Genomic DNA, 12163 nt, shown 5'->3' with positions numbered 1-12163 from the left:
TCTGTCTATTGGTTCTGGGGGGGGTTTGTGTGGGGGAGGAGTTTGTGCTCTCTTATCGGGTGCAAACGCATAATGGCATCGCCACAAACGAGGCGTTTGGCTTAAGCCATGCGCTCAAGAAACACCCCCACAACTCTAGCTACACTTGCGACATTCCCGTGAATGAGCCTAAATTAAGCCCCCCCCAACAGCCCTATTTGCTCGACATCTTGCTAAAAAGCTACCAAAATGCGGTCGTGGATTGTCTGTATAAGGGCGAGGTTTTGGTGCAAGCCAGTGGGTTTAACAGCAAACTACAAAACCAAAACCAAGCCAGCCTAGACATACACGCCCCGGCCAGCGTGCATTTGGAGGGGGGGTTGTTGGTGCTAGAAATTTATGAGAAGGGAGAAAAATGAAAATCGCCATTGTAGAAGACGACATCAACATGCGCAAGAGTTTAGAGCTCTTTTTTAGCGATCACGAGGATTTAGAGGTGGTCGCCTTTAAAAGCCCCAAGGACGCATTAAAGGCCATTGATGAGAGTTTTGAGCTCATCATCACGGACATCAACATGCCCCAAATGGACGGACTAGAGTTTTTACGCAAACTAGATGGGCGTTTTGAGGCGATTGTCATCACGGGCAACGCCACGCTGAATAAAGCTATCGAGTCGATTCGCTTAGGGGTGAAAGACTTTTTCCAAAAGCCCTTTAAGCCCGAATTGCTTTTAGAATCCATTTATCGCAGTAAAAAGGTTTTAGAGTTTCACAAAGTCCATCCCGTGCAAAAGGCGTGCAAAAAAGAGTTTTTCATCGCCACTTCAAAGGCCCTAGAGGCGGTGCAAAAACAGGCTCTCAAGGCGGCAGCCACAGATGCGAGCGTGTTTTTACAAGGCCCTAGTGGGGTGGGTAAGGAGGTTTTCGCCCACTTCATCCACGAAAACTCCAAACGCAAGGGCGCGCCCTTTGTGGCGATCAACATGGCAGCCATCCCCGAGCATTTGTTAGAATCCGAGTTGTTCGGGTTTGAAAAGGGGGCTTTCACGGATGCGACTAGCGCCAAGGCGGGGTTGTTTGAGAGCGCCAACAAGGGGAGTGTGTTTTTAGATGAAATCAGCGAAATGCCCCTGAAGTTGCAAAGCAAGCTCCTAAGAGCGATCCAAGAAAAGGAGATTGTGCGGCTAGGCAGCCACAAGCCCATTAAGATCGATGTCCGTTTTATCTCGGCGACCAATACGAATATCCAAGAGAAAATCAGCACCAAAGAGTTTAGGGAGGATTTGTTTTTTAGGCTACACACCATCCCCCTTAAAATCCCCCCCTTGAAAGAACGCAAGGAAGAGATTTTACCCTTAGCGGAGTGGAAGTTACAAGAAGTTTTATGCGCCTATGATTTGGGAGCAAAGAGTTTTAGCGATCAAGCTAAGGAGTGCATGCTAAGTTACACATGGCATGGCAATGTCCGCGAATTGCTCTCTGTCGTGGAGCGCTCAGCAATCCTAAGCGAGGGGACACAAATTAGCGAGAAAGATCTCTTCTTAGAGCGGAGTTAAACTTTTTATGTTAAGGTGAGAGCCCATTTGATTTTAAGGAAAGTTTATGGAATTTGTTACTTTGAATAACCAAATTAAAATGCCTATTTTGGGCTTAGGGGTGTTTCAAATCCCCGATAGTGAGTGTGAAAAAGTCGTGTTGGAGGCGATCGAGAAAGGTTACCGCTTGTTCGACACCGCTCAAATGTATGGCAATGAGGCAGGCGTGGGGCGAGCGGTGAAAAAAACCAGCGTCCCCCGTGAAGATCTGTTCATCACCACAAAAGTTTGGTTTAGCAACGCCGGCGAGCAAAAAGCCAAAGCATCCGTAGAAAAATCCTTGCAAAAAATGGGTTTAGATTATTTGGATTTGGTGTTGGTGCATCAGCCCTTCAACGACTACTATGGGACTTACCGCGCCTTAGAGGCACTGCATAAGGAGGGTAAAATCCGCGCCATTGGGGTGAGTAACTTTTATCCGGGCCGCCTAGCCGACATAGCGGCTTTTAACGAAATTGCCCCTGCGCTCAATCAAATTGAACTGCACCCCTTTTTCCAAAGGCAGCACGAGCAGGAATTTATGAAGCAACACAATATCCAGCCCCAAGCGTGGTCGCCCTTTGCCGAGGGGCAAAAGGACATTTTTAAACACCCCGTGCTCCAAGAGATCGCCAAAAAGCACCACAAAACCCCCGCCCAAGTGATCCTACGCTGGATCACCCAGCGGGGCATTTCTGTGGTGTTTAAATCCGCCAAAATCGATCGCATCGTGGAGAACGGGCAGATTTTTGATTTCCAATTAGACAGCGAGGACTTTGCTAAAATCGCCACCATGGACACACGCCAAAGCGTGTTTTTTGATCACAGAGAACCTAGCGGACTCGAATATTTGAGGACGATCCCCTTTAATTCCTAAGAAAGGCACCTATGATATACAACAGTACATTAGACTTGATTGGCAACACCCCCATTTTAAAAACCAGTAGGCTTTTAGAAGAGGGGGCGGCGGATTTATATGTCAAATTGGAAAAATTTAACCCCGGAGGGAGTGTGAAAGATCGCGCGGCTTTGGGGATGATCGAGCAGGCAGAGAAAAATGGCTGGCTCGCCCCGGGCACAACCATAGTCGAGCCCACAAGTGGGAATACGGGTATTGCTCTAGCCTTAATCGGTTTGCTTAAAGGTTATCAGGTGATCATTGTGATGCCAGACACCATGAGTGTTGAGCGCCGGGAATTGATCAAGGCGTATGGGGCTGAGTTAGTCCTGACCCCGGGGTCTTTAGGCACCAAGGGGGCGATTGATAAAGCCTTAGAGATTGGTGCCGCTCCCGGGTACTTCATCCCCCAACAGTTTGAAAACCCAGCTAACCCGAGCAAGCACTACAGCACGACTGCCGAAGAGATTTTACGGGATTTACCCGATGCAGACGCTGTGGTGCTAGGTGTAGGCACGGGGGGGACCATTGCGGGCGTGGGGCGCAAGTTTAAAGAGAGTGGGCATAAGGCAAGAATCATCGCCGTAGAGCCGGCACAATCGCCGGTCTTAAGCGGAGGGCGGCACAGCCCCCATAAAATCCAAGGGATCGGTGTGGGCTTTATCCCGGGCAATTACGATAAAAGCGTGGTCGATGAGGTGATCGCTGTGGATGAAAAGGACGCGATCCGCACGGCTAGACTTTTTGGGCAAAAGGAGGGGATTTTAGTGGGGATTTCCTCAGGGGCGGCGATCTTTGCAGGCATGCAAGTGGCCCAAAGACTCGGCAAAGGTAAATCTGTGCTCGCCCTCGCCCCCGATGGAGGAGAAAAATACATCTCCACTGGGCTTTACGATGATCGATCTAGTCTACAGCCTTGAGCGCGCGCTAGATCAAGACCCCGCTGCACGCAACAAGTGGGAGGTGTTATTGCTCTATCCGGGCGTGCACGCCTTGTTTTTGCACCGACTTGCCCACGCCCTATATAACAAGCACTTTTATTTTTTGGCCCGCGCACTCTCGCAATTTAGCCGTTTTTTGACCGGGATTGAAATCCATCCAGGAGCTAAGATCGGGCGGGGGTTGTTCATCGACCATGGCATGGGGGTAGTGATTGGCGAAACCACGCAAATAGGCGATGATGTTACGATCTACCATGGCGTAACTTTGGGCGGTACGGGCAAACTCACCGGCAAACGTCACCCCACTTTGGGTAACCGCGTGGTGGTGGGAGCGGGTGCGAAGGTGTTGGGCGCGATCACAATCGGCGATGATGTCAAAATCGGGGCGAATGCCGTGGTGCTTACCGACCTACCCAACGGCTCTGTGGCGGTGGGCACAAAAGCAAAAACCATTTCTAAGGAGAGCAATGGCTGAAAGATTGACCCAGTTTGTGCGTTGCGCAGGTTGAGCGGCTAAGGTGGGTCTGGAGGACCTAAAACAAATCACAGCTAAGCTCAAACAACCCCGCTTAAAGGGCGTGCTCTTAGATTTTAGCGATGGCGATGATTGCGGAGCGATCGAAGTGGGGGATTCTACACTCGTGCAGAGCGTGGATGTGATTCCTCCCGTCGTCGATGATCCTTACACCTATGGGCAAATTGCTGCCGCCAATGCCCTAAGCGATATTTTTGCCAAAGGGGCTAGGGCAGTCAGTGCGCTAAGTATCCTTGCGTGGGATCAAGAGCATGTGGGTGTTGCAAGTGTGCAGGCCCTCATGCAGGGGGCATTAGACAAATTGAACGAGTGTTCTTGTGCGCTTTTGGGTGGGCATAGTCTAAGCGATGTAGAGCAAAAATTTGGCCTAAGTGTTACCGGGCTTGTAGAAAAATCTTTATGGCCCAAGCGGGGCGCGCGCGTGGGCGATGTATTGATCTTAACCAAGCCACTAGGCAGCGGGGTTCTCACCACCGCTTTAAAGCGGGGGCTGTTGCAAGAAGCACCCGAGGCCATAGAGAGCATGGCGTGTCTGAATTTAAAGGCCATGCAGGTTTTGCAAAATTTTAGTGTGCATGCCTGCACAGACATTACGGGCTTTGGGCTCGTGGGGCATTTGGCTGAAATGCTAAGCCCTGAAATCTCTTTTGAGATCAATAGCGCACAGGTCCCGCTTTTGCAAGGGGCGTTGGAGTTGGCTAAGGAGGGGGTGTATCCGGGGGGCAGCGTGGCAAGCAAAAAGGCTTTGCAAGATTGCGTACTCAACCAAACAAGTCTACCCGATATTCTCTTTTATGACGCACAGACTTCAGGGGGCTTGTTGGTAGCGATGGATACAAAAGAAGGGGTAGAGTGTGTGAAAAGATTACAAAACGAGGGAGTGAGGGCAAAGATTATCGGGCGGTGCGTGCCGCCTAGGGAGCGGCAGATCGCCCTGCTCTAGACTATTCCCAATCGGAGGGAGCTTTGCCTTCTTTGATGCGTTGTAACTTGTTTTCGTAGCGTTTGATAGAGGTTAGGGTGTTGTTGTGGGTGCGGCGGAATTTTTCAAAAGATTCGCGGATGGATTGCATGCCGATTTTACATTTTTTGGACACGGAGCGCAGGCGCATATAAATGTCGTTCAAAGGCTTGTAGGCATGGCAACGGTTTACAAAGAAAGTGTGTCGCTCTAAAACATCCTTGCACCCATAGAGCTGCTTTTTACTCTCCCTCAAGTAAGTGGCGTAAGCCACCTCTTGGCGCATGTATTCTTGCTTCAATTGGTCAAATTCGTGGTTTGAATCTAAGCGGTTATTTTTTTGTCTCAAATTTACCCTTTGTTAATAAAGTTGCACTCAATTTTAAGCTCAAATTGCTTAATAATTTTTTAAAAACTTTGGATTGTGTATTTTATTCACAAAAAAGATATACAGATTCAAACAATACTCTCTAACAGCACCTTCTGCTGGACGATGGAGGTGTCGGCCAAAGAAGTTTTTAACAAAGCGTTGGAAGACACCATCTCTAAAATCTTCTCAAAGCTGTAGCGGCGGTGGTTATAGACGATGATGGTGATCGTGTCGCCCTGTTGCAAAAAATGCTCTTGAGCAAAGGGCATATAGGGTGTGGCCCCAATAGCGATCAAAAGTTTGGAGGGGTACTTGTTGGTCTTTAAAAGTTCTTGCAAGTCCTCTAAAACCCCCGTGTCTTTTTGGGTGTTTAATATTTCTACAATCCAATCCATGAGTTTGTCGTAAAAATACTCGTATTTGACGAGTTTGGAGTTCTCCCCATAGACATGGGTTTGCCCCTCTCTAGTTAAAAACGAGGCGATGGAGAAGTCGTTGCACACCCCGCCATAAACAAAGCGGTCGATGGGCAACTTTGTTCCCATGCCCTTAGAAGCCCTAGAAAAATTCTTTTTGGCTGACAGCCTTTTGGCGGGGAAATTGCGGATCGAACCATCGTTGAAGGCCATGAAATAGTGGGGGGTGATGCTCTCTACCAAGTGTTTATCGTTGTAGATGATCTCACACTCTAGGGCGATCTCTGGCTCGGCCTGGGCGCGCAAACTCACATCATCGGGTAAGACCATCACTTCATTGTCTATACAATCACGCCCCAAATAGCTCGGATCGTTGGGTAAATAAAAAGGAAAAAGTCCTTTAGGCGCATCTTTTTCAATGTGTTTCATGTTGATAAAACTATGCGCTTCGCCCGCCTGCTCTAAATGCCTCGCAAAGTTACCTACAACCCCTAAACCGATAAAGTCTCGCATTTTTTCTCCTTTTGATTTAAGTTAAAAATAAATAGCTCTGCGCCTTTTCTCTCTCAAGAGGGCTAAGGTTAAAGGCCTTATCCCCCACCTGCACACTATAAGAGTGTTCACACTTACTTCTAGCATAACTCAGCACAATTTGGGCGGCTAACTTTTTCTCCTCTACACTCGCTCTCTTCTCCACAAGCCCCAAAGGCCCCTTGCAATCTAGCAGGACAATTTTATCCATCAAGGGGTGCACAGGCTCGAGCTTGGCGTTTTCTAGTTCATTGCGCGCCACCACCAGACGAGTGTTGCCCACCACCATGTAACGCCCTACCTTGACGAGTACATTGTCTTGCACTACCATATTCTGCTGTGTGTGTTGGCGGTGGGCTTGTAAATCTTTAAGCTTGCGGCTCACGCCTAAGTCGGTCAGCAAGCACCCCCCGCTAGGATTCTCATAGTGCTCGAGCCCCAGCTCTTTGACTTTTTCTAATTGAGTGTTGCGCCCCCGCCCTTGCACGCCTAAGAGTTTGGAGCGATCCACCCACCCCTGCTTTTCAGCAAAACTAGGTTCTAAAAGCTGTGCGCTCATAGGCCTTAGCAGCAACTCGTCTAGGGTTTTGGGTTTGCTAGGATCATCGCCCTTTCTATCTAGTAGGCTATCAAAGCAACTTTCAGCCCCAAAGCCACGCACTAATTTTTTCACTTGATCTAGTGCTTCGCGTCTTTGGCTCTTGGGACGCTGACCTAGCACTTCTCCACTGATGACAAAATTCGCCTTGAGCTCTAAGAGCTTATAGAAAGCTTGTCTAAACATATTGGCATGGCAATCGATGCATGGGTTAAAATACTTGCCATAGCCATACTTGGGGCTAAACAAGACATCATTAAAAAACTGCTCTTGGATGTCGTATAAAAGCAACTTTGCGCCCACTTGTGCGCTGGCTTTCTCTAAATATTCTCTCTTGTCCTTATTGCCCCCAAACCCGATGTTAAAATGTAGGGCAAGAACTTCAACCCCTTGTGAGGCGACAAGGTGCATGGATAACAAGCTATCCAATCCCCCGCTAAACAACGCTAAGGCTCTCATACTTGAATTAATTCTCCTTGATTCAATAAATGTAATTTCTCCCGCCACTTGGCAAGCATTTCTAGCCTTTGGGTGATGTCTAGGTGGGGTGCAATGTATTTGCTTTGCTCTAATTGCATGACGCAGTGGCGTTTCAGCAACAGGATTAAATGTGCTTTAAAATCCTTATGATAGGGCGTTGCTATCGGCAATCTCTCATCCAACTTAATGGCGGCAATTTGCACATCTTCGGGTTGAGTGTTGCATAAAAGCGTGAAGGCATGAGCACAGTGTTTAAAGACTTGGGGGGTGCTGATGTAGGTTTTCGCCCGCTCGAGCAATTCGGGGTAGAATGCCATGTATTTAATCAACAACTCTTCTAGAGGGTCGCTGATGGGGCGCTGGGCTAGGGGCTGGGCGGGCTGCCACTTGGGTTTTTGGTGGCTAAAAAAGCGTAAAGAGGTCTGCAGTAGGCTGGCTGCCATTGGCTTGTAGTCTTCTTGCACCATGGGGGGCAGATTGTGTAAAAAAACTTGGACCTGCTCGAAGGCTTGCTTTTTTTGCAAGGGGTCGTTTAAATTGCAATCCTTGGTAAGCCCCTGCAAGACGAACTCAATGAAGGGGATGGGGCGTTGCAACATGGCCTGTAGACTGTCTATTTGCTTTTGCAGCACCATGTCAGCCGGATCAAGCGGAGGGGTCAAAAGCACCACGCCCCCGCTTTTTAGCTCTTTGGCCAAAAGCAAGCTCGCCCTAAATGCCGCTATGCGCCCCGCCTTATCGCCATCATAAAGCAAGATGATGGAGGGCTCGCCCCGACTCAAAGCGGGTAAATGCTGCTCGGTTAAAGCCGTGCCTAAAGTCGCCACTGCCGTTTTAAAGCCCGCTTGGTGGAGCAAAATCACATCCAAATAGCCCTCGGTTAAAATGAGTTGCTTAGTTTTAAGGATGTGTTGACGGGCCTGAAAATAGCCATAGAGCAATTTAGATTTATTGAACAACACGCTTTGGGGGGAGTTGATATACTTTGCCACCTGTGCGTTTTCTTGCAATGTCCGCCCCCCAAAGCCCACCACCTTACCATTGGGGTTGTGGATGGGAAACATCAAGCGGTTGGTAAAGCGCACAAAGGTTTTTTGATAGTCGTTTTGGCCCAAGACCCCCAACTCCAAAAGGGCTTTGGTATCTAGTCGATGCGCTTGGATGTAGTCTAGCACGCTTACAGATGCACAAAAGCCCAAAGAAAAATCCTCCACACTTTCAGGGCTTACCCCCCTTTGGTGCAAGTATTCAAGAGCATGGGGGGTTTTAGCAAGCTGGGCTTGGTAGCACTGGGCGATCTGGTCTAAAAGGCCTGTGTTTGTCATGGGCTCTTGGGCATGGGTGAATTGCAGGGGGACATTAAACATATCCGCTAATTTTTGCGCCGCTGTGGGGAAATCCACCTTTTCATATTCCATGATAAAGGTAAAGGCGTTGCCCGACTTAAAACAACCATAGCAACGGAAGGAATTGTGTTGCGGGCTCACGAAGAAACTTGGGGTCTTTTCGTCATGGAATGGGCAAATCGCCTTGTAATTGCTCCCCGCTTTTGTTAATGAGATGTAGCTTTGCACAACTTCCACAATGTCGGCAACTTGCTTGAGTTGTTCTAAAGACTCTTGCGTGATCATGCTTAAAAATTTAGCATAGGTAACTTTGATTTTGCCTAAAGGCGCACACAGGGTAACTTAGTCCAAGACTTTACAATTTTAATAATAGATAACTTTAGCTATTTACTATAAAGTTTATTTAGTTAAGTATTTTAATCCTGTCCTAAGCCTTGACTTATGCGCAATTTTTTGCTAAAATCGTGGCACTTAAATTTTTTAAGTGCTAATTTTTGTAACTTGAGGAGACGCAATGTTTAAACCATTAGGTGAAAGAGTACTAGTTGAGAGACTAGAAGAAGAGAAGAAAACCGCTTCTGGGATTATTATCCCTGACAATGCTAAGGAAAAACCCCAAATGGGCGTGGTGAAAGCCGTGAGCCACAAAATCAGCGAGGGCTGTAAATGCCTCAAAGAGGGCGATGTGGTGGCATTTGGGAAGTACAAAGGCACAGAAATCGTTTTGGGCGGGAAAGAGTTCATGGTTTTAGAACTTGAAGATGTGCTCGGCATTGTGGATTCTTGCTGCCACGGACACGGACACGATCACAAGGGCGATCACAAACACGAGGGCAATTGCTGCCACAACCACTAAAAAGAGCAACCCTAAGCATTTAAAAATTTGACAAAGGAAGACAAACATGGCAACCAAAGAAATTAAATTTGCAGACACCGCACGCAACAAACTTTTTGAAGGCGTGAAACAACTCCACGACACCGTGAAAGTTACTATGGGGCCTAGAGGGCGCAATGTGTTGATCCAAAAAAGCTACGGCGCGCCCAGCATTACAAAGGACGGCGTGAGCGTGGCTAAAGAGATTGAACTAGCCTGTCCTGTAGCTAATATGGGCGCACAGCTGGTTAAAGAAGTGGCCAGCAAAACCGCGGATGCCGCCGGCGATGGCACCACAACCGCTACTGTGCTTGCTTATAGCATCTTCAAAGAAGGACTACGCAACATCACTGCCGGGGCCAACCCCATTGAAATCAAAAGAGGCATGGACAAAGCAAGTGAGGCCATTATCGCCGAGCTCAAAAAAGCGAGCAAAAAAGTGGGCGGAAAAGAGGAAATCACCCAAGTCGCTACTATTTCTGCCAACTCCGATGAAAAAATCGGAAAACTCATTGCCGATGCGATGGAAAAAGTCGGTAAAGATGGCGTGATCACCGTCGAAGAAGCGAAGGGGATTGAAGACGAGTTAGATGTTGTAGAGGGGATGCAATTTGATCGCGGCTATCTCTCTCCTTACTTTGTAACCAATGCCGAAAAAATGACCACCCAGCTAGAAAATGCCTACATTCTGCTCACCGATAAAAAAATCTCTAGCATGAAAGACATTTTGCCCTTGCTTGAGCGCACCATGAAGGAGGGCAAACCCCTGTTGATCATCGCTGAAGACATTGAGGGCGAAGCGCTCACCACTTTGGTGGTCAATAAACTTAGGGGTGTGCTCAATGTGGCTGCGGTCAAAGCCCCCGGCTTTGGCGATCGCCGCAAAGAGATGCTTAAAGACATTGCGATCCTTACAGGTGGCCAAGTGATCTCTGAGGAACTTGGCAAAACCCTAGAAAACGCCGATGCCAGCGATCTAGGCGTGGCGGCACGCATTGTGATCGATAAAGACAACACCACGATCGTAGATGGCAAAGGCAAAGCCCACGATGTAAAAGATCGCATCGCCCAAATCAAAACCCAAATTGAAGCCACCACGAGCGACTATGATAAAGAAAAACTCCAAGAACGCCTAGCCAAACTCAGCGGCGGCGTGGCGGTGATTAAAGTCGGGGCGGCTTCTGAAGTGGAAATGAAAGAAAAGAAAGATCGCGTGGATGACGCTTTGTCTGCGACTAAAGCGGCCGTTGAAGAGGGTATTGTGATTGGTGGGGGTGCAGCTCTCATCCGTGCCGCCCAAAAAGTGCATTTAAACCTAGAGGGCGATGAAAAAGTGGGCTATGAAATCATCATGCGCGCCATCAAAGCGCCCCTAGCACAAATTGCGGCCAATGCCGGTTATGATCGCGGTGTGGTGGTCAATGAAGTGGAAAAACACAAAGAGGCGCATTTTGGTTTTAATGCCAGCAATGGGGAATATGTGGACATGTTTAAAGCGGGTATTATTGACCCCCTTAAAGTGGCGCGCATTGCCTTGCAAAACGCCGTATCTGTCTCTAGCTTGCTCTTAACCACTGAAGCCACCGTGCACGAAGTGAAAGAAGACAAACCCGCTCCTGCCATGCCGGATATGGGCGGCATGGGCGGTATGGGGGGCATGGGCGGCATGATGTAGCCCTTGCCTTTTTGCCTTTTTGCTTTTGCCTTTTTGGAGGGGTTGGAGGGGGCAATCCACTTAGGTAGCACACTTTGCACCAGCTTAAAAAATCACATTTTTTAGAAAAACTCAAATCCCAAAAGTTGCGCTACAAACGCTACACTAAAAGCCCTTTGCGCTATGGTGGGGGTAAATCTTTAGCGGTGGGGTTTATCTTGGAGCACATACCCACAAATATAAAAAGAGTGATCAGCCCCTTTATGGGCGGGGGGAGTGTGGAGATTGCCTGTGCTAGAGAACTTGGCTTAGAGGTGCGCACCTTTGACATTTTTGATATTCTAGTCAATTTTTGGCAAGTGCTCTTACAAGATAAAGAACGCCTTTATGCGTCTTTGCGTGCGCTAAGCCCCACTCAAGAAATTTACAATGCTATTAAAACCGAGCTCAAAGCGCATTATCAAAAAGAATGCGTGCTCGACCCCCTCACCCTAGCGCGGGATTATTATTTTAACTTCAACTTGAGCTATGGGCCCGGATTTTTAGGCTGGATGAGCAAGATTTATACCCAAGAGAAACGCTACCACAACGCCCTAACCAAGCTAAAAAATTTCAACGCACCCACGCTGAGCGTGCAATGTGCGGACTTTAGGGAGGTGCTTCTAGCCTATCCCCATGACTTGCTTACCTAGACCCACCTTATTTCTTAGAAGGGGATTCTAAAATGTTTAGGGGGATTTATCCCATGCGTAACTTCCCCATACACCACAACGGCTCTAGGCACGACCAACTCGCCCAAATGCTTAAAGCGCGTCCGGGACCTTTTGTTTTAAGCTACAACGATTGCTCCTTTGTAAGAGAGGCGTATAAGGATTTTAAAATCGTGGAACTGGCGTGGCAATACACGATGTGGCAGGGAGAGACAAGAATGGGTAAAAACCGCCTTGAGCGGGGCGATGCGGGGTATGTGAAAAAGTCCCATGAGCTTTTGATTATTAAGGAGTGAA

At 48.2% G+C, this 12163-nt stretch carries 12 protein-coding genes and 1 pseudogene; 9 read left to right on the top strand and 4 right to left on the bottom strand.

Going from position 1 to position 12163, the window contains the following annotated elements; genetic code table 11:
- Nucleotides 1–29 precede the first annotated feature (29 nt).
- Genes AOG36_RS03005 through selD form a run of 6 tightly spaced genes read left to right on the top strand, consistent with a single transcriptional unit; the run spans nt 30 to nt 4869 of the window.
- Nucleotides 30–398, top strand: a complete 369-nt coding sequence (locus AOG36_RS03005) for a hypothetical protein (RefSeq protein ID WP_015106365.1) — start codon at nt 30–32, stop codon at nt 396–398.
- Entirely contained in the window at nt 395–1534 is a 1140-nt protein-coding gene (locus AOG36_RS03000) for a sigma-54-dependent transcriptional regulator (RefSeq protein WP_053825460.1), read from the top strand. The genes AOG36_RS03005 and AOG36_RS03000 overlap by 4 nt, the downstream gene beginning before the upstream one ends.
- Before the next feature lie 46 nt (nt 1535–1580).
- The gene (locus AOG36_RS02995) at nt 1581–2429 is read left to right on the top strand and encodes an aldo/keto reductase (protein WP_015106363.1); all 849 of its coding nucleotides are present in this window, start codon (nt 1581–1583) and stop codon (nt 2427–2429) included.
- A gap of 11 nt (nt 2430–2440) precedes the next feature.
- A complete protein-coding gene (gene cysK, locus AOG36_RS02990; protein ID WP_015106362.1) occupies nt 2441–3370 on the top strand; it encodes a cysteine synthase A in 930 nt (309 codons plus the stop codon).
- The gene (gene epsC / locus AOG36_RS02985; protein ID WP_015106360.1) at nt 3345–3866 is read left to right on the top strand and encodes a serine O-acetyltransferase EpsC; all 522 of its coding nucleotides are present in this window, start codon (nt 3345–3347) and stop codon (nt 3864–3866) included. The genes cysK and epsC overlap by 26 nt, the downstream gene beginning before the upstream one ends.
- 43 nt (nt 3867–3909) lie before the next feature.
- A complete protein-coding gene (gene selD / locus AOG36_RS02980; RefSeq protein WP_015106359.1) occupies nt 3910–4869 on the top strand; it encodes a selenide, water dikinase SelD in 960 nt (319 codons plus the stop codon).
- Nucleotide 4870: 1 nt separating this feature from the next.
- Here selD and AOG36_RS02975 read toward each other — a convergent pair whose 3' ends face one another.
- The 4 genes from AOG36_RS02975 to dnaG all read right to left on the bottom strand — a co-directional run bounded on the left by AOG36_RS02975 (nt 4871) and on the right by dnaG (nt 8913).
- A complete protein-coding gene (locus AOG36_RS02975; RefSeq protein ID WP_015106358.1) occupies nt 4871–5236 on the bottom strand; it encodes a hypothetical protein in 366 nt (121 codons plus the stop codon).
- 107 nt (nt 5237–5343) lie between these two features.
- The gene (locus AOG36_RS02970; RefSeq protein ID WP_015106357.1) at nt 5344–6186 is read right to left on the bottom strand and encodes a DUF5718 family protein; all 843 of its coding nucleotides are present in this window, start codon (nt 6184–6186) and stop codon (nt 5344–5346) included.
- 16 nt (nt 6187–6202) lie between these two features.
- Nucleotides 6203–7261, bottom strand: coding sequence for a 7-cyano-7-deazaguanine synthase (locus AOG36_RS02965; protein WP_015106356.1), 1059 nt, complete (start codon nt 7259–7261; stop codon nt 6203–6205).
- Complete coding sequence (dnaG, locus tag AOG36_RS02960; RefSeq protein ID WP_082333455.1) at nt 7258–8913, bottom strand: DNA primase; 1656 nt, start codon at nt 8911–8913, stop codon at nt 7258–7260. The genes AOG36_RS02965 and dnaG overlap by 4 nt, the downstream gene beginning before the upstream one ends.
- 229 nt (nt 8914–9142) lie before the next feature.
- On the opposite strand from dnaG, the gene groES reads away from it, so the two are divergent.
- The 3 genes and pseudogenes from groES (at nt 9143) to AOG36_RS02945 (ending at nt 12162) form a co-directional block, all read left to right on the top strand.
- Complete coding sequence (gene groES, locus AOG36_RS02955) at nt 9143–9484, top strand: co-chaperone GroES (protein WP_015106354.1); 342 nt, start codon at nt 9143–9145, stop codon at nt 9482–9484.
- 46 nt (nt 9485–9530) lie between these two features.
- Nucleotides 9531–11177: a chaperonin GroEL gene (gene groL / locus AOG36_RS02950; protein WP_053825458.1), complete on the top strand. Its 1647-nt coding sequence runs from the start codon at nt 9531–9533 to the stop codon at nt 11175–11177.
- 74 nt (nt 11178–11251) lie between these two features.
- A pseudogene (locus tag AOG36_RS02945) lies at nt 11252–12162 on the top strand (DNA adenine methylase).
- The last annotated feature ends 1 nt before the right edge of the window (nt 12163 follow it).

The organism is Helicobacter heilmannii, from assembly GCF_001283065.1.
Classification (GTDB): domain Bacteria; phylum Campylobacterota; class Campylobacteria; order Campylobacterales; family Helicobacteraceae; genus Helicobacter; species Helicobacter heilmannii.
Note: the sequence above shows the minus strand (reverse complement) of the source record. Positions and strands in the feature narration are given on the sequence as shown.

Bases quoted from the DNA above. Each gene is read 5' to 3' on its own strand.
- AOG36_RS03000 (WP_053825460.1), top strand. From the start codon at position 395: ATGAAAATCGCCATTGTAGAAGACGACATCAACATGCGCAAGAGTTTA.
- AOG36_RS02995 (WP_015106363.1), top strand. From the start codon at position 1,581: ATGGAATTTGTTACTTTGAATAACCAAATTAAAATGCCTATTTTGGGC.
- cysK (WP_015106362.1), top strand. From the start codon at position 2,441: ATGATATACAACAGTACATTAGACTTGATTGGCAACACCCCCATTTTA.
- epsC (WP_015106360.1), top strand. From the start codon at position 3,345: ATGATCGATCTAGTCTACAGCCTTGAGCGCGCGCTAGATCAAGACCCC.
- AOG36_RS02970 (WP_015106357.1), bottom strand. From the start codon at position 6,186: ATGCGAGACTTTATCGGTTTAGGGGTTGTAGGTAACTTTGCGAGGCAT.
- AOG36_RS02965 (WP_015106356.1), bottom strand. From the start codon at position 7,261: ATGAGAGCCTTAGCGTTGTTTAGCGGGGGATTGGATAGCTTGTTATCC.
- dnaG (WP_082333455.1), bottom strand. From the start codon at position 8,913: ATGATCACGCAAGAGTCTTTAGAACAACTCAAGCAAGTTGCCGACATT.
- groES (WP_015106354.1), top strand. From the start codon at position 9,143: ATGTTTAAACCATTAGGTGAAAGAGTACTAGTTGAGAGACTAGAAGAA.
- groL (WP_053825458.1), top strand. From the start codon at position 9,531: ATGGCAACCAAAGAAATTAAATTTGCAGACACCGCACGCAACAAACTT.